Consider the following 18611-nt stretch of genomic DNA (forward strand, 5'->3'; position numbering starts at 1 on the left):
CTAATTATAACTAATAGCGCAATAATGGTGTAGTTTTGATGTATTCTTAACACATTTTTCTCATTTCTGGTGGTAGGGATGTACAGTTTGTACACCCCTGTTCCATGTATCCTTTCAGAATTTAGCCAAGTAGGGGTATGCCTGTAACAGCTACTGCTCCAGCGATCGCACTGACGACCAAGGAAGTCAAAGCTGTACCAAATAGCCACCAAGCAGCATTAGCAACGGTTTTTTTCGTTTCTTCAGCCTGCTTTCTAGCTTGCTTTTGAATCGCTTTTATGCGTTTTTGTGCTTCTATCTGAATGCGTTCGGCTCGTTGCAACACGCCATCCCGCGCCGCTTCTATTTGGTTGATGATCCGGTTAGCATCCTCCTGGGAAATATCTTCACGAGAACTCAAAAGAGCAACTAGGGTTTCCCGATCAAATTGGCTGAGGCGATCGCGCAAAGCCTCAAATCCAGCTTGTGGATCGTCAAATAATTTAGCAAAGTCTTGCTTAATCCCTTCATAGTCGAGTTCGGAACGATTCAGGGAGTTGAGATAGTCGCGGACTTTCGCAAAAATCCCATCAATCGCTGACTGCACCCTATTCTGAATTTGCTGAAATTGTTCGACAATCGAACTGCGAACAGACTCAATCTGATCCACAATTCGGTTGGCTTCTTCTTCGGAGATATCTTCGCGTTGGGATAGTAGCGCCACAATTGTCGAACGGTCAAACTTAGAAACGCGATCGCTTAAACTGCCAATTCCAGCACGAGGAGAAGACAACAGCAATTGTAAATCACGCTTGATACCTTCTGGGTTGAGTTCTTCTTTGTTGGTATTACGCAGATAATCTTCGAGATTCGCTTCAAAATCTAAAACCTGTTGAGTAGTACGCTTTGCTAAGCGTTGCGGCGCTCTGACAATACTCCCAATTGCCTCTTGTACACGATCAATTATTTGATTAACTTGCTCTTCGCTTAAGTCTCCCCGCTGACTCAAGAGTTTCACCAAAGTTTCCCGATCAACTTGAGATAATCGTGAGCGTAGTGCAGAAGCTCCAGCTTGTGGATCATTCAGTAATGTTTCCAAATCGCGCCTGATACCTTCTGGATCAAGTTCTTGCAAGTTAGTATTGCGGAGGTATTCTGCAATGGCGGTTGTAGTTTGCTCGTACTGTGCTTTCGCCTGATCTGCTACTTTTTGCGGTGCTTGCAAAACATTATCTCGCACTGCTTCTAGCTGATCGAGAATTTGGTTGACTTGCTCCTGGCTCAAATCTTGGCGTTGAGAGAGCAATTGCACCAATGTATCTCTGTCAAATTGCGATAAGCGTGAGCGCAGTAAGTTAATTCCTGCTTGCGGATCTTCTAGCAAAACTCTAAAATCACGCCTGATACCTTCAGGGTTCAGTTCTTCTTTATTAGTATTGCGCAAATAGTCTTCTACTCTTTGCCGCAATTCATCAGCTTTTGCTCTTGCTTGTTCTTGCAGTTCTCTACCACGATTCAAGACATTATCCCGGGTGCGTTCGAGTTGACTAACAATATTATTAGCTTCCTCTTCGCTAATATCTTGCCGCTGTTGAAGCAAGTTTATATAAGTATCACGGTCAAATTGCTGGAAGCGGTCGCTTAAATTTTCAAACCCAGCTTCTGGATCTTCTAGTAAATTAGTAAAGTCCCGTTCAATACTTTCTGGGTTGAGTTCTTCTTTGCCTGTCGCACGCAGATAATTTTCAATGCGGGTACGGAATTCTTGGTCTTGTTCTTGCGTCACAGCCTGTTTTACAATTTCTAGAACTTCCTGGCGATCGCTTTTCATTTGTTCAGAAATTTCTTTCACCCTGGCTTCGCTAAGATCACCCCGTTGGTTGAGTAACTCAGCAAAATACTCGGGATTTATTTCTTCCAATTCTCGCAGAACAGTTCTAGGATCTGCATTCAAATCATAAATAACTTCTCTGAATTCATCTTTTAGCGTGACGCGGTTGAAATGCCAAGGAAACGAATTCAGTATGTAGTCTTCTACATCTGCTTTGATAGTGTTGTAACCCAATGCTGGAACTTTTTGGGCTATTTGCTCAGTCGTTTTATCTTTGAGCTTTTGTACTTCGTGAGTTATTTTTTCGACATCTATATCTTGAACGTTGTCTTTTAACTTTTGCAACTGACTTCTGATTCTTTGGATATCGATATCGGAGATATTTACCTTATCTAGTACTGCTGGTACAGCAGCAGTCAAGCCATATTTTAGCGCTTGCTTGATCACACCATTTCTACCATTACCTCCTTCTCTAATTGCAACTATTTGCTGAAGCCTTTCACCTAAATCTTCTGACTTTAACTCTTCAGGAGTCGCAGACTTTAGCAAATTAATCACTTGTTCAGTCGGATTTTTCCGAAAAGAAGCTTGTTTCCAAGCATCTTCTAGTTGATCAGCAATTTGATTGATATCTTCTTTAGATAAATCTGAGCGACTACTAATTAAATTGACAAAAGTCTCGCGATTAACATTTTGCAATTGGTCGCTACCAACCAGAGATTGTAAATCTACATCCCTCAATATCTGGTCAAATTGGTTGCGAATTTCTTTGATATCCAGTTTTGGTATTGGCAGACTAGCTAAAGAACTTTGTAAGGTATTTCTCACACTTTCAGGGTCAAAGCCTGAAATCAATTCTCGTCGAACTGCGGCTGTAATTTCTTCAGCAGTAGAAACCATCTGTTGTTTTGCAGCATTAGCACTAATACCAGCAGTTGTTGTACCCATCAGTGCTTGAAAACCAGATGTAACAGTACTGACGATAGAACCAATTAAAGAACCTACTGCTGATGAACCTAACCAGATTAGTATCGAGAAATAGGCAGACCAGATAACTACACCGATAATTGCTCCTAGAAATGCACTTTCGATTAAACTAAGTTTTACTGCAAGAAAACAAGCAATAAATAATGCAATACTAGCCGTTATCAGCGCCCAAGAACCAACTTTAGCTTGAACTCCACGAATTTTTCTCCCCCAACTTTCTGACTCGTCATCATTATCTGATTCATCTGAGTCATTGTCTAAAGCTGAAATTCCTACAGCTACAGAAAAGTTTGTAAATAATAATTGGAAGGCAAATGCCATTGAAACACCAGCTATTAATGCCGTCAAAAATTTCGGCCCAGAAAAGACAACTGATGCTTCTTCTGGAGTTAATACTTGCTGAGCTAAGGTTATTGGTGCTAACCCAAAGATTAGGCAGTCCAAGTTCAAAGTTTGAAACATACTATTTTCTCACTTGCACTCAATCAAAATCCATTTCTTGATAGAATGGCTTAATTTAGTAGTTTAGATAACTATTACAATAGGCTTACCCTTTCTTAGGTAATATATCTCTTGTCCAAAGGTTATATTTTTGTATTAATTCTGTATCAAAAAATAGTATATAAATATTTAAGTTTTTTTACATATATTTAAGAATTAACAAAATAGTAGAATTTAAATTTACAAGAATTAAAACATCAATTAATAATATATAAATCATATATTATTCCTAATAGCGAATAGATTTCTATAGCTATCTTAAAAAAGAATTAACTTCATTTAACAGTATATTAAAGAAAAATATTTTATTATTTATTATGTCCTTACTGTATAAAAAATAATTTCTGAATATAATCTATAAAACAAAAACACAATTTTATTTTTTGTAATATTAAGGTAAATATGGCTTCTGCCTTGGAGTTAACAAACTTTAGATATTTAAAATTACATATTATTTCCTAGAAAATTAGCACAATAAAGTACTAATTTAACTACTAAAATTATAGTCTTTTTATAATTATGTACACTTAGAATTAGGTTTATTGATCATTAGAATTAATGAATATAATCTTTTATATCTTAATAGCAATATTTAAAAATATTGTTGAAATCTAATTTATTAAAACGCTTTAGCTAAATAAATTAGAGTTTATACTGGCTAATTTTTACTCATTTAGATAAAATCACCTATGCCTGATGACATAGATAAAAATTATTCCAACAGATTGATGAAAAATAAATCAAAAAATGTAGAAATATGAGTAGTGTCATCTATAAATTTGTTTGTTGTGAAAAAGTGATTTTTACACTGGAGAGAAAAGAATGGTTGTAGGTGTACATAAGCGTGCTGTAGGCGTGTTTTCTAGTCGTCGTGATGTAGAAGAAGCGCTACATGAATTAAAAGCTGCTGGCTTTGACATAAACAGAGTATCGGTCATAACCCAAGATGGAGACCGTAATGATATTGCTGGTGCTGAAGTACGCGATCGCGTTGGCGATAAAGCTGATGATGGTGCGAAAGTCGGTGCAGTTTCCGGCGGTACTTTGGGCGGATTGACTGGCTTATTAGTCGGTCTTGGCACTTTGGCAATCCCAGGAATAGGGCCAATTATGCTAGCAGGAGCAGCAGCAACTGCCCTGGCTACCACTCTAGCAGGCGCTGGCATTGGTGCAGTAGCTGGTGGTTTACTTGGTGCATTGGTTGGTTTGGGAATTCCCGAAGAACGAGCCAAAGTTTATGATGAACGTGTAAGACGAGGACACTATCTATTGATCATAGATGGTACAGAAGCCGAAATCGCTAGAGCAGAAGCAATTTTAAATCGTCGGGGTATTGAAGATTTTGGTGTTTACGACTATCCAGGTGAATACCCTACGGCGGGTGCTAGTCATGGTAATGTTGTTGGCAGCAAACACGCAGTAGGTTATTTTTCTCATCGTCATGATGCAGAAGCTGCTATTAATGATTTGCGGAATGCAGGCTTTCCTTTAAGTCAAATTTCCTTAGTTCACAGAGAACCTTTGCATAGAGACTCTTTTGCAGGTATCCATGTGAGCGATCGCTGGGACTCTAACCGCTGGCGGCTACCAGATACCCGCACTCACTTCTACAATGAGCGGATCAATCAAGGAGATTATATTCTCGTCGTTAGTGGTACAGACGCTGATATCCAACGCGCTACTGGCATAATCAGCCGTCATGGAATTCAACAGTGGCAAACTTACGACGCCAACGCATCTACTACTGGTACTGGAATTGGATCAGTTGGAACTGGATCTGTGCAGGGAACCAGACGCGGAATTGGCGTATTTTCTCATCGTCGAGATGCAGAAGCCGCACTTACAGAATTGCGAAATGCTGGTTTTCCACTAAGTAGAGTTTCTATTATCGCCAAAAATACAAACGGTCATAGTATTGCTGGTGTAGATGTAGATAGAAATGCCGATAGAGGCAATAAAGCAGACGATGGTGCAAAAGCCGGGGCTGCTACAGGCGGTGCATTAGGCGGTTTAGGCGGATTATTAGTTGGTCTTGGTGCTTTAGCGATTCCTGGAGTAGGGCCTGTAATTGCAGGTGGCGCAGCTGCAACTGCGATCGCAACTACCTTAGCTGGCGGTGCTATTGGTGCAGCAGCTGGGGGTATTGTTGGCGGACTCGTTGGCTTAGGAATTCCAGAAGACCGGGCGCGAGTATATAGCGATCGCTTCCAAAAAGGTGATTACTTAGTAATAATCGATGGTACAGAATCTGAAATTCGCCACGCTGAAACAATTCTCAAACGTCGCGGTATTGAAGAATTTGCTATCTATGATGGCAGTGATTTAAGTGAACATCGCCCTGGTTTCGACCGAGCTAGCCATCATGGCACATCAGTTGCTGATCCTGTTCGCAGCAATTATGCAGCAGAGACTCATGGAGACGATCCTGCTGTGGTGATTGTTGATCATCGGGATGAAATAGTCTAACTCAAGGTTGGTTGTTATCACAATCAAACTTCAAGTACTGGTTCTTTTCTGTAATCAGATATCAAAATTTTCTTCGACAGGAGCAAGAAGATAAAAACTTGCTCCTAGAAAAGAACTTGCTCCTCATTAATGTCACAAATATCAGCAAAATTCACACTTATCCAGAATTAAACATATGCGAAAGCTAACCCCCCTCTTAATTAGTTGCCTTTTGGTTTTTGGCGCTGCTGCTTGTGATAACGCTTCTAAAACAAGTGAGTCTGCTCCCAATAATCCCAATGAAGTGGCACAAACACCGAATGCTAGCGCTACAGAAGCTGCTCAAAAAGATGCTCAGAGTGAAGTTCGTAGAAGACAATTAAATGAGGATATCCGCGCTCGTGAACAGCGGAATCAGGCCACTGGTGGAGATACAAACAGAGCGGCAGGTGACCTTTCGAGCGAAGTTCGCTCCAAATTGGAAGCTAATATACCCAATAGTCAAATAACAGTTGATGCTACAAAAGATGGAACTGTTACTGTCGGCGGGACTGTAGGTAATCAGCAACAGTTGGCGAAAATTGAACCTTTAGCAAAGCAAATTAAAGGTGTCAAAAATGTAGTAGTAAAAACAGTTGTCGCCCCAGCAAAACCAAATCGGTAGATCGGCAAAGGTAAACTCATAAGGTCTTAATTAGTGTCAGTTGTCAGTAATAATATTGACAACTGACGACTATAATGTTTACGTTTATTTAAGCTCAGTCACTTATAAAAACTGTAGTAATAGCCAAAAAAGAAAAACTATGGCAACCGAACAACAGCAACTGGAACCCATCAATAATACCTCACCACAAGCTACGTTAGCGCTTGAGGGTACAGATACTGCAAACTTGCCAAAGCTACCACCAGCTCCTGAAGTGGAATCTCAATGGCAACGTATTAGCAGACAAACTTCTGAATTTTTAGCGCAACTGCCCGAATACTTAAGTAGGTTTTTTAGCGACTACAAGCAGCCTTTACTCACAATCGCTTTAATATTAGCGGCAATTGTTACAGTTAGGATAGTGCTAGCGGTCTTGGATGCAATAAATGATATTCCACTACTATCACCCACTTTTGAATTGGTTGGAATTAGTTACGCCGCTTGGTTTACGTTTCGATATCTCCTGAAAGCCTCAACTCGGCAAGAATTATCTGAGGAGATTCAATTGCTGAAAAAGCAAATTGTGGGCGAATAAATTTAAAAACTAATAGGCTAGTAGCCTATTAGTTTAATAGACCTCTTATAAAAGTCCCTAACACCCCACCCCCAACCCCTCCTCTTACCAAGGGGAGGGGAGCGTTTGCATCAGTAAATGCGGGGTGGGGTTCTTTATTTTTGATTTATGCAAGAGGTCTAATATTTAATCAAGAGGTCTAATATTTAATACTGTTAGCTAAGTAAGTGGACATAAAAGTTTGTAGTTTGCTTGTTTTTGAAGACATCGTAAACTACAAACTTTAGTTTATCCATGTCTACTTATTTACACACCTATAGGATAGATGCTGTCTATCCTATAGGTTCTTAGCAGTTAATTTATTAAATATAAAAATAAAAATCATACAGAGGCTTATTTCAACCTATTTGCATAGCATTTTAAATATTGATTGTGTTTGTTTATAACTACCTTTCAAATACATCCAGAGATAGAGAATAATAAATTATTTTTTCATTGCAGTCACTTCTAAAGATAGTAGATTTGAGATGAGTTACAGCCTAATCTAGTTCTCGAAGTTATTTAACACATTCTTTAACGAGGACATAATTTATGGCTAATGATAAAGTTAATAGAGCTGTAGACTCATCAGATAGAGCGCAAGCAGATAATTATGATCGCGTCATCATTCCAGCTGAAACTGCTGCTCGTAAAGAAAGAGAAGGAGATAAGTACAAAACACTTCCCACAGAACAGAGGGAAGCAGATGCACCTACAGATGATCAAACTGATGCAGGAAGCATACGCACCACTGACGGCTACACCATAGACAAAGAAGGTCTGTCCAACAACTATGCAGTTGAGCCGGAAATGTACTACGAAGTTCCTGGTGATGCACGCAAGCAAGCAGAAGAAGAGACTGCACAGCGGGTTGAAGAACTCGGAGAAATCAACCAGGATGAAGAAGGTAAGTTAACAGAAGATGGTGATACACGAGGTAGAGGCCCAGGAATAATTTAATTATTTCAATCTTCAACAGAGATTAATGCAGAATAACTACAATCTGTGAAGTATAACTCTAATATGTACTCGGCTCAGAGATTAGCACCTCATAACCAAGTTTGAATTTCACTTCCTAAGAAAAAACCCCATAACATCTGTCACTTTTTCCTGGGTGCTATTACACGTTGAAAGGCTAAGAAGGCAACTTGTACAGACGCGATTCATCGCGTCTGTACTTTTATATTTTGGACTTGTGATCAGCACTTAAATACTTCTCCCTCTTTTGTCAGAGTGGGAAAACCCAATTAGTGAAACCCTTTTGGCGCTTTAATTTCCGCTTTTTAACTATAAATTTTAGTTACTGTTAGAAAATAAAGCCTCAAAGCTTGATTCATTCCGAGTTTCAGAATTTAGGTTCGATTATTGTTTTCCGAGAGTGACAAAACAGGGATTACTAGGAAGATAGGGCGATCGCTTTTAATATCAATGCGTAACCAAGTTTGATAAATTGGGCTTGTAAGTTTTGGTGTAACCTATGTCAGAACAAAAGTCCTTAGTTATCACCAAAGAAGAGGAAATATTCCCACTTTTTCCACGTTTACCCATTCTCACAAGTCTTCAAGCAAATTGGCATGGCATCTCTTTAGGATATATGTGTCAGCCAGCTTTTGCAGTTCCTGAAGTTTGCACTCCCAGATGTCACTCTTTAGCTATTTTCACTCATGGCGCACGAGTAATTCACGCTGAACGCAAAATCGATGGACGCAGACATCGTGATGCTGTAGTTGGAGGTGATATCGTTATCACTCCCGTTAACATCGGGCATCAAGCAGCTTGGGATGCTGAAGGAGACTTTATCTTACTCGGTATTGAACCACAGATTGTCGCCCATGCAGTTGATGAATCAGTAGATGTGGAGCAGGTTAAACTCATACCGCACTTTGCCACACCTGACCCCTTAGTTTATCAAATAGGGCTGGCACTTAAAGGTGTTTTAGAAAAAGATGCTTTAGGTAGTCGTCTTTATGCAGAGACTATGGTGAATGCCTTAGTAGTGCATTTATTACAACACTACTCGACGCGAAAACCGATATTAAAAGAATATACAAATGGTTTATCACGGCGTCAACTACAACATTATGTACGTCCCCTATGTGAGTCGATGGGACTACTACGGCGGGATGTTTAACGAAGCAGTGACGGTGAATGCTGTCGAGAAACTCGCAAATATTGCTATTCCAAAACGTGCCAGCTACATTCGCGTAATCATGCTGGAGTTAGCTCGAATTGTCAATCATCTGCTGTGGTTGGGGCCTTTTGTCGGAGACACTGGCGCACAAACTTTGATATTTTACACTTTACGCGATCGCGAAATGATTCTCGACCTGTTTGAAGCTGCTACGGGCTACCGCATGGTCAATCATAATTATTTTCGCATTGGCGGCGTGGCTGCTGACCTACCTTTCGGCTGGGTGGATAAATGCGAAGACTTTTGTAACTACTTTGTACCCAAGATTGATGAGTATGAAAAATTGATTACCAACAACCCCATTTTTCGCCGCCGAGTTGAGGGTGTAGGTGTTCTGAGCCGCGAAGAGGCGATTAATTGGGGTATTTCTGGCCCGATGTTACGGGCTTCTGGGGTGAAATGGGATTTACGAAAAGTTGACCACTACGAATGCTACGACGATTTTAACTGGCAAGTACAGTGGGATACAGCAGGAGATTCTTTTGCTCGGTATGTCGTTAGAGTTGGCGAGATGCGCGAGTCAATCAAGATTATTCTGCAAGCACTCAAGGGATTACCTGGTGGTGCATACGAAAATTTGCAAGCTCAACGTCTCGCAGCAGGCGCTAAATCTGAATGGAATGGCTTTGATTACCAATTCATTGCGAAAAAAGTTGCACCCACATTTAAAATTCCTCAAGGTGAAAACTATGTGCGTGTAGAGTCAGGGCGAGGAGAATTAGGCATCTTTATTATTGGAGATGATAATGTCTTCCCCTGGCGTTGGAAAATTCGCCCGGCTGATTTTAATAATTTGCAAGTTTTACCTCAGCTAATTAGAGGTCAAAAAGTTGCAGATATTTTCGTGATTTTGGGAAGTATTGATGTGGTGATGGGGTCAGTTGACCGCTAAATAATCAACGGTTTAAGTTCGCGATTATGCCATTTCCGCTGATACCATTCAGCAACTAAAGGACGGACAACGAACTTGGGCTGTGCATCGCCTTTAACATCAATGCGTAAACCAGAGTAAGGTCGTCGCTTCTGGAAACCTTGACCGTTGCGACCAATGAACAGATGCGATCGCGCCACTAATCTGTTCTCTTGTTTTCCTGCATCTCCCATCAACTCCATCAAATCTGTTCCCTCAGTTCGCTGGCGTCTGAGACTAAACCCACTACCGCCACAAACAATCCAAGGAATATGAGCATCAGCGTGTCCCGTGTCCATTGTCTGTAAGTATTCTAAGCAGTGAGCATGACCATTTAATACTAAATCAACTAAAGGACGCCCCTGATTTAGGGAACCCACAGCTTCAGCTACCCCGTCCAATACATCACGCAAGCGACTGCGAATTGCCAAAGTTTGCGCCTGCTGCCACTTAGTAGCCTCAGTTACATAAGGAGGATGATGGAAATAAATCACCCTTCCCCGAACCTCAGCAGTATTCCAAGATTCAATTAGCCTGAGCTTCAGCCACTCCAGTTGTTCAAAATCAGTCACCATTGTTTTGTTAGTGGCTAATTGCTTATCGATATCAACAATTAGCTCCTCAATTTGTGACAACTTGGCGTGCAAATCGTCTAGTTGGTCAGCTTCGGTGGGATTGTTAGGATTCAGCTTTGTAGAAGTTTCAATAATTTCTAGCTTTTCTTGCTCGAAATCTTCTCGGCGTTTTTCTAATATTTTGCGATCGGCTTGGCCTTCCCTTGTTGTCGGCAACGGCGGCGGATCATTAAATGTATTAGAATCCAGTGCAAAGAAGTCAATCCCACCGTAGCGAAAAGTGTAATAGCGATTGGGAAGGCGGGTAAAATGCCCTGGTTCATAGCGAAGACAACGGCCTGTGTCTGTTTTTGCAGTGTAGTATTTTTCTAGGTGACGGGCTAAGTCTCCGGGAAGCTGATACGCTTGGAGGTAGTCTAGAAACGCTCGTGCATAAGCGTCACCCGTGCTAGAACCATGCAAACCGACATCAAGGTCTAAACGCGATCGCAACAGACGCCGAATGGGCAGTGTTGTCAGTGATACCAAACTTAATACAATCGGCAAATCATAGTAATCGTGATTTCCTGGTATGGGTAAGATTGGCAAATCAAAAACCATGCGATCGTAGGCGATGCGTTTCGGATGTTCTCCGCCTACGAGAAATTCCTGGTAAGGTTGGATAAAGTTTTGCTGATAGAACTCACTCGACCCCACTAAATAGATGACATCACCTGTATGCAGCATAAAACGGCATTCATTGTGATGGGGCAGCATGAGTTTAGCCACTTCTCGTTGAGGATTGTTTCCCCCGTGTCTTCCAGAACCACTATCCCCTATAACTAAAAACGAGAACTCAGAATCATCTGCTCGACCATCGTCTAGCACCATTCGAGTCTGGTCAATACCCGATTCCACAATCAACGGATCTTGCCACCGTACCCGCTGATTCATTTTATAAATTTTCTTGGCGATCGCTGGATCAGATACAAGTTTCAAAGCAATCTACTCCTGAATCTTTAATTGGAAGGATGAGGGGCAGGGGGCATACTTCTCTACGAGAGGCTGCGCCCTGCTTCCCTGCCCCTACTCTTTCTCCTCAATAATCAAATTAGGAAGCCCTTCTAGTTTTTCCGTAGGCTCAACTTCTTCTACTGATGGCACAAAAATCTTCAAGCCTGCTGGAACGCACTTAACTTCAATCGGAGTTGTGCCTACTATCTCACCATCTAGAGCAACCTTTTGCGGGGGGTCTGTGATGATTTTAAATTGTTTGGCTCGCAGAAAGCCAATATCATCCCGCTCTGCGGCATTACCTGTAGAAGCTGTTTGGAAAAGATGGAATGTCGCAGCGATCGCTCCTGCTTTGCTTGTTGCAGCTACGATTGTTAAATCTAGTAACCCATCGTCATAAACAATACCTGCTGGGCCTTGAGCTAAAACTGAAGTTGCTGGTGCAGCATTTGCTACTGTCACCGCGACAGCACTCGTTTTAATTATTTTATCTTCAGTCTCAATTTCAACATCAAAGCTTTGTAAATTTCTCAGTTGCTGGATTCCTGCCAGGACGTACGCCATGATGCCAAAGCGTTTCTTAGCTTCTCTGTCTGCGTGTTCTACGGTTTCAGCCTCAAAGCCAATACCTGCTAGCAGTACCATTGGGCGATCGTTGCAATAGGCTGCATCTACATTACGAGTTTTTCCCTGCACAATTGTCTGACAGGCAGCGGTAATCGTATCAGGAATTCCTAAAGCTGTGGCAAAAGCATTTGCTGTGCCGCGGGATATTATGCCAATTGGAATATCTGTACCCACTACAGCCGCCGCTGCCGCTGAGAGTGTGCCATCTCCCCCCGAGGCAATGATCGCATCAACCCCTCGTTCTACCGCTGCATAGGCCAGTTCCTCAGCATCAACTTCTTCACTTGTCAGATAAATATCCAAATCAATTTCTGGCTCTAAGATTGCCCGAATTTCTGCCAGTTCTAGTTCTGGGTCACCCTGACCCGCTACAGGATTGAAGATAAGGCAGGCGGAACGGTTCATAAGGCATGACAACTAAGATTAGATTCTTAAAATACCAAATTATTATTAGCATTCCTGTAAAGTTTCACCTTCCCTCTGACGGAAGGTTTGACCCTCTTTAAAAATGTCCAAAAAGAGAAGTGGGGAGTAGGAAAGTGAGGAAGCGAACAATTATTATTATTCATCCCCCTTATCTTCCTCATCTATATCTGTTATCTTCTGTTTGTACACAAAAAGGATTGTCCTATGCATCAGTTATTCCCAGTTTTAATAAGTATTTTAACTTTCAGCAGTTTAGATACTCCTACTATGAAAATAGCAAGCACAACGCCCAACTTACCAGGGGTATACTTATTAGCTCAAAAGCTCAACTGTAACAATGCTCAAACTCAAATGGAAATCAACGAATGCGCTCGGTTATCTTATCAGAGAACTGATAAAAAACTGAATCAAATTTATCAACAACTACTGCCAAAGTTGCAAGGTTCTAGACAGCAGAAGTTGATTGCTGCCCAGCAAACATGGATCAAGTTTCGAGATAGCAGTTGTCAGTTTGAAGCAAGTAGATATGAAGGAGGAAGTATTGCTCCTACCATTTATTTAGCTTGCCTAGAAAAGATTACAAAACAGCGCACTCAACAATTACAAGAATATCTCAAACCTGACTCTTAATATAAGTGCTGAGTATAGACCAGATTAATCGCGTCTCTACAAGATTAATGAGCGAGCAGAACCTGAAGACTATTGAGTAATTAGAAATAATGTAAAATAATGTAAAGAAAAATCAAAGTAAAGTTGACCATAATTAAGCGATCGCACTCTCATGAGTCACTCACTAAGGTAGTCTAGATGAGAGTGAATTTATCGCCTGGTTTAACATACCTGGTTTGACATATTGTTTTATGACTTCAGTTGTTTCGAGTCCCGCACGCACCATTCGTATTGGCACACGCAAAAGCCAACTCGCTCTTGTTCAAACATACTGGGTACAAGAGCAACTCCAGAAAAGCTTTCCTGATATCACTTTTGAAGTCCACTCCATGTCTACCCAAGGCGACAAAATCCTGGATGTAGCATTAGCTAAGATTGGTGATAAAGGATTATTTACTAAAGAACTTGAACTGGGTATGCTCAATCAGGAGATTGACTTTGCAGTTCATTCTTTGAAGGATCTGCCTACTAACCTACCAGAAGGGTTAACACTGGCAGCAATTACAGAACGAGAAAATCCCGCAGATGCACTAGTTGTGCATGAAAAGTATAAAGATAAACAAATCGATACTCTACCAGATGGTGCGGTAATCGGTACATCTTCTCTGCGGCGATTAGCACAGTTACGCCACCATTTTCCTCACTTTACTTTTAAAGATGTGCGAGGAAACTTAAATACACGGCTAGCGAAACTAGATTCAGGTGAATATGATGCCTTAATTTTGGCAGCAGCAGGATTAGAGCGATTGGGAATGAGCGATCGCATTCATCAAATTTTACCCAAAGAAATCTCTCTCCACGCTGTTGGTCAAGGAGCATTAGGTATAGAATGCCGTGCTGATGATAGTGAACTTATATCGCTACTCAAAGCTATTGAACATCAAGAAACACGCGATCGCTGTCTTGCCGAACGAGCTTTTTTACGTGATTTAGAAGGCGGCTGTCAAGTACCTATTGGTGTAAATACAGAAATCAATGGTGATAATTTAACACTAACAGGTATAGTCACCAGTGTGGATGGTCAAAAGCTGGTAAAAGATACTGTCAGCGGCAAAGCCAATAATGCTGAAGCGCTAGGTACAGAATTAGCTCTTTCGTTACGGCAACAGGGAGCGCAGGAAATTTTGGCAGAAATCTTTGCTGTCATTCAGCGGGGTTCGTAAGCAATTGAGCAAGCGGATGTGATTAGATAAGTAAGTAATCAATGAACAGTAATCAATAGCCAGTGAACAGTGAAAAACTGATAACTGACTCTTGTACAGACGCGTAGACGCTCGAAGAGCGGCTTCTCGTAAGAGTATAATCGCGTCTCTACTAATGACAACTGTATAAGCAGAATCAGGGAAATCAAAATTACCATGCGGATTCTATTCGTTGCAGCAGAGGCAGCTCCCATTGCGAAAGTAGGAGGAATGGGTGATGTCGTCGGGGCATTGCCCAAAGTCTTGAGAGAATTAGGCCATGATGTGCGGATATTCTTGCCTTACTACGGTATGTTGCCAGACAAAATGGAGATTCCTAAAGAACCCGTTTGGAAGGGATCTGCCATGTTTCAGGACTTTGCAGTTTACGAAAGCGTTCTACCTGGTACTGATGTTCCCTTGTACTTATTTGGACATCCCGTCTTCCTCCCCCGCCGCATTTATGGTGGAGAAGATGAAGATTGGCGATTCACCTTCTTTGCGAATGGTGCAGCTGAGTTTGCCTGGAATTACTGGAAGCCAGAAATTATCCATTGCCATGATTGGCACACAGGAATGATTCCTGTATGGATGCACCAAGACCCTGATATTACCACCGTGTTTACTATTCATAACTTGGCTTATCAAGGGCCGTGGCGTTGGTATTTGGAGAAAATTACTTGGTGTCCTTGGTATATGCAAGGACACAACACAATGGCAGCGGCAGTGCAATTTGCTAACAGGGTCAATACAGTTTCGCCAACTTATGCCGAGCAAATTAAGACACCGACTTATGGTGAAACATTAGAAGGATTGCTATCCTTTATTAGCGGTAAACTATCTGGGATTATCAACGGTATTGATACTGAGATTTATAATCCAGAAAATGATAAATACATTACCCAAACCTTCACTGCTGATACTTTAGTTAAACGCAAGGCTAACAAAATTGCTTTGCAAGAAGAAGTAGGATTAGAAGTGAATTCCAAAGCCTTTCTAATCGGCATTGTCACCCGATTAGTTGAACAAAAAGGCATTGATTTGATATTACAAATCCTTGATCGCTTCCTGTCTTATACTGATGCACAATTTGTGTTGTTAGGGACAGGCGATCGCTATTACGAAACCCAAATGTGGCAGTTAGCATCCCGCTTTCCCGGACGCATGGCAACATACTTACTCTATAACGATGCCTTGTCTCGCCGGATTTATGCTGGTACTGATGCTTTCTTGATGCCTAGTCGTTTTGAACCCTGCGGTATTAGCCAAATGATGGCTTTGCGTTATGGTTCAGTGCCAATTGTTCGCCGTACAGGTGGATTAGTCGACACTGTATCACACCACGATCCGGAAAATGCAGCAGGCACAGGTTATTGCTTTGACCGCTATGAACCGCTAGACCTTTTCACCTGTATGATCAGGGCCTGGGAAGGCTTCCGTTTCAAACCCCAATGGCAGGAACTACAAAAACGCGGCATGAGCGAAAACTTTAGTTGGTATGAATCTGCCAAGCAGTACGTCAAGCTGTACAAGTCAATTTACGGCCTGCCAGAAGAAGAGGAGCAGAAACCAGAACCAGAGTTAGTAGTAACCGAAGCTGTTACTAGTGGGACAACCTAAACAACTAGTGGGCATGGGGCATTAGGAGTACAGACGCGATTATTCTCTTACGAGAAGCCGCTCTTCGAGCGTCTACGCGTCTCTACAGGAGTTAAGAGTCAACACTCAAGAGTAAGTCTCCCCCTGCTTCCCCTGTTTCCCCTGCTCCCCTACTCCCCACTCCCTCCAAAATCACAACCCCAACTCTTCTGGAAGCCCCAGCATAATATTTAAGTTTTGGATAGCGGCTCCAGATGCGCCCTTACCCAAGTTATCGAGGCGGGCAACTAATAGCGCCTCTTGGGTACTATCATTTGCAAATACGAAAACCTGAACAACATTAGTGTCGTTCATAGCTGTCGCATCCAAAAATGTTCCTTCTCGCAGTAGACTAGGCTCTTTATATGAAGCAACTTGGACAAATTTCTCACCTTGATAGTAGTCTGCGATCGCTTCATGGATAGCCTCACCTGATGGCGGATTATCTAAAGTCCACAGTGGCAAAGGTATCTGTACCAGCATCCCCTGCTCAAAATCACCCACTGCTGGTACAAACAGCGGCGGCGATGCTAAACCTGAATGCTGATGCATTTCCTTGACGTGCTTATGCCCAAACTGCAAACCATAGATGCCATAGGGATAAAGTGAAGCTGTTCCGGCTTGCTGCTCATGGTAGGTATCGTACTGTTTGATGAGATTTTTTCCGCCACCGGAGTAACCTGAAACTGCATTAATGGTAATCGGAAAGTGCTTAGGAATTAGGTTTTTGGCTAGTAACGGACGAATACAAGCCAAAAAGCCTGTAGGATAACAACCAGGATTACTGACAAACTGAGCCTTAGCGATTTGCTCTCGTTGCCCTGGATTTAGTTCCGGAAAGCCATATACCCAGTCTTTAGCTGTTCGATAAGCAGTACTAGCATCAAGAATCTTAACCGTAGTACTAGTTACTAAGCTCACAGCTTCGCGGGCTGCATCATCAGGTAAGCAGAGAATCGCAACATCAACAGCATTAATTAGTTTCGCTCGCTCACTTGCATCCCGACGCTTAGATGCATCAATACTCATTAACTCGATATCATCTCGTTGGCTGAGGCGCGAGTAAATCTGTAAACCTGTGGTTCCCGATTCTCCATCAATAAAAATTTTAGGTTTAGTAATCATGCGATCGCGATCGGTTCTCAAGTTCAGTAAGATAAGCTTGAACCCAACGATAGATCATTGTCTGGTCTACTTTATGAGTCCTTGTTCTTCACTGTCGTATATCTACTAGAGTATTACTAGTTTTTGTAACAAAATCAGATTTTTTAGTTAAAGAAGATTAGCCAATTGCTAAATAATTTTGCACAATTTCCAAGATGCGTTCTGCTGCATGACCATCGCCAAAAGGATTAATTGCATTTGCCATTGCTTGATATGCAGTTGAATTACTCAGTAACTCAGCAGATGCAGCAAAAATTTCCTCACTATTAGTTCCTACAAGTTTTGCTGTACCTGCCGTCACAGCCTCTGGTCTCTCCGTAGTTTCTCGCAAAACCAAAACTGGTTTACCAAGGCTAGGTGCTTCTTCCTGCAAGCCGCCAGAATCCGTTAGCAAAAGATGCGATCGCCCAATTGCTCCCACCAGTTCCCCGTAATCTAATGGTTCTGTTAAAAAAATTCGCGGATGATTCCCTAATAGCGCCTCCAAAGGTTCACGCACAGTCGGGTTGCGGTGCAATGGTAATAGCAAAGCCGTATCAGGAAACTTATTTAAGATTTGTAAAAACCCTTTAGCGATCGCTTGGAGTGGTTCTCCCCAATTCTCCCGACGATGAACTGTTGCTAGTAAAACGCGATAGGATTCCCAGTCTAAGCCAGGGATATTACAAGCTGGTTGCGTTGCAGCCACACTCAATAAAGCATCAATTACCGTGTTACCTGTTAGATGAATTTCCCCTAAAACACCAGAACGCTGCAAGTTTTCTACAGCGCCAGAAGTGGGCGCAAAGTGTAACTGAGTGAGTTGAGAAATCAAGCGCCTATTAGCTTCTTCTGGGTAAGGATTAAAAATATTATCTGTTCTTAAGCCTGCTTCTACATGGCCTACAGGAATTTTTTGATAAAAAGCTGCCAAAGTAGCGGCAAAAGCCGTAGTAGTATCTCCCTGTACTACCACCAAATCTGGTTTTTGCTCCTGAAAAAATGCTTCTAAACCTCGCAAACTGCGGCAGGTAATATCGTTTAAAGATTGCCGAGGCTGCATAATCTCTAGGTCATGATTTGCCTTGATGTTGAACAATTGCATCACCTGTTCAACCATCTCTCGATGCTGCCCAGTTAAAATCACTTCCAACTCAAAACTTGGGGACTTTTGGAAAACCTGAATCACCGGAGCCAGTTTAATTGCTTCTGGACGAGTACCCAAGATAACGCAAACTCGTTTTTTATTAATCATTAGT

General features: G+C 41.8%; 12 protein-coding genes and 1 pseudogene. 8 read left to right on the forward strand and 5 right to left on the reverse strand.

Features of this window, described 5'->3' with window-relative positions; genetic code table 11:
- Window positions 1–121: 121 nt before the first annotated feature.
- Window positions 122–3259 (reverse strand): MFS transporter, encoded by a 3138-nt coding sequence (locus WKK05_RS30840; protein WP_341526809.1) that lies wholly within the window; start codon window positions 3257–3259, stop codon window positions 122–124.
- 861 nt (window positions 3260–4120) lie between these two features.
- Here WKK05_RS30840 and WKK05_RS30845 point away from each other — a divergent pair.
- The 5 genes and pseudogenes from WKK05_RS30845 to WKK05_RS30865 all read left to right on the forward strand — a co-directional run.
- Window positions 4121–5764, forward strand: a complete 1644-nt coding sequence (locus WKK05_RS30845) for a histidine kinase (RefSeq protein ID WP_341526810.1) — start codon at window positions 4121–4123, stop codon at window positions 5762–5764.
- Between the two features lie 175 nt (window positions 5765–5939).
- Window positions 5940–6407 (forward strand): BON domain-containing protein, encoded by a 468-nt coding sequence (locus WKK05_RS30850; protein ID WP_341526811.1) that lies wholly within the window; start codon window positions 5940–5942, stop codon window positions 6405–6407.
- Between the two features lie 139 nt (window positions 6408–6546).
- Window positions 6547–6981, forward strand: a complete 435-nt coding sequence (locus WKK05_RS30855; protein ID WP_341526812.1) for a CAAD domain-containing protein — start codon at window positions 6547–6549, stop codon at window positions 6979–6981.
- A gap of 570 nt (window positions 6982–7551) precedes the next feature.
- Window positions 7552–7959 carry a hypothetical protein gene (locus WKK05_RS30860; protein ID WP_341526813.1) on the forward strand — a complete coding sequence of 136 codons (408 nt, stop codon included), beginning with the start codon at window positions 7552–7554 and terminating at the stop codon, window positions 7957–7959.
- A 1113-nt stretch (window positions 7960–9072) separates the two neighbouring features.
- Window positions 9073–10082 (forward strand): annotated as a pseudogene (locus tag WKK05_RS30865) (NAD(P)H-quinone oxidoreductase subunit H); the annotation flags it as partial.
- Here WKK05_RS30865 and WKK05_RS30870 read toward each other — a convergent pair.
- The gene (locus WKK05_RS30870; protein WP_341526814.1) at window positions 10079–11653 is read right to left on the reverse strand and encodes a metallophosphoesterase; all 1575 of its coding nucleotides are present in this window, start codon (window positions 11651–11653) and stop codon (window positions 10079–10081) included. The pseudogene WKK05_RS30865 and the gene WKK05_RS30870 sit on opposite strands and share 4 nt — an antisense overlap.
- Window positions 11654–11740: 87 nt before the next feature.
- Window positions 11741–12700 carry a YegS/Rv2252/BmrU family lipid kinase gene (locus WKK05_RS30875; protein ID WP_341526815.1) on the reverse strand — a complete coding sequence of 320 codons (960 nt, stop codon included), beginning with the start codon at window positions 12698–12700 and terminating at the stop codon, window positions 11741–11743.
- A gap of 225 nt (window positions 12701–12925) precedes the next feature.
- On the opposite strand from WKK05_RS30875, the gene WKK05_RS30880 reads away from it, so the two are divergent.
- From WKK05_RS30880 to glgA, 3 genes are all read left to right on the forward strand, one after another.
- Window positions 12926–13351, forward strand: coding sequence for a lysozyme inhibitor LprI family protein (locus WKK05_RS30880; protein ID WP_341526816.1), 426 nt, complete (start codon window positions 12926–12928; stop codon window positions 13349–13351).
- 230 nt (window positions 13352–13581) lie between these two features.
- Window positions 13582–14553, forward strand: coding sequence for a hydroxymethylbilane synthase (hemC, locus tag WKK05_RS30885; RefSeq protein WP_341526817.1), 972 nt, complete (start codon window positions 13582–13584; stop codon window positions 14551–14553).
- A 195-nt stretch (window positions 14554–14748) separates the two neighbouring features.
- A complete protein-coding gene (gene glgA, locus WKK05_RS30890) occupies window positions 14749–16191 on the forward strand; it encodes a glycogen synthase GlgA (protein ID WP_341526818.1) in 1443 nt (480 codons plus the stop codon).
- Between the two features lie 171 nt (window positions 16192–16362).
- On the opposite strand, the gene argC is transcribed toward glgA, so the two are convergent.
- Together argC and wecB are read right to left on the reverse strand one after the other, a co-directional pair.
- On the reverse strand, window positions 16363–17331 hold the full coding sequence (argC, locus tag WKK05_RS30895) for an N-acetyl-gamma-glutamyl-phosphate reductase (RefSeq protein WP_341531235.1): 969 nt from the start codon (window positions 17329–17331) through the stop codon (window positions 16363–16365).
- A 160-nt stretch (window positions 17332–17491) separates the two neighbouring features.
- On the reverse strand, window positions 17492–18607 hold the full coding sequence (gene wecB, locus WKK05_RS30900; protein WP_341526819.1) for a UDP-N-acetylglucosamine 2-epimerase (non-hydrolyzing): 1116 nt from the start codon (window positions 18605–18607) through the stop codon (window positions 17492–17494).
- Between the last annotated feature and the right edge of the window lie 4 nt (window positions 18608–18611).

The sequence above is a fragment of the Nostoc sp. UHCC 0302 genome (assembly GCF_038096175.1).
In the GTDB taxonomy this organism is placed as follows: Bacteria; Cyanobacteriota; Cyanobacteriia; order Cyanobacteriales; family Nostocaceae; genus UHCC-0302.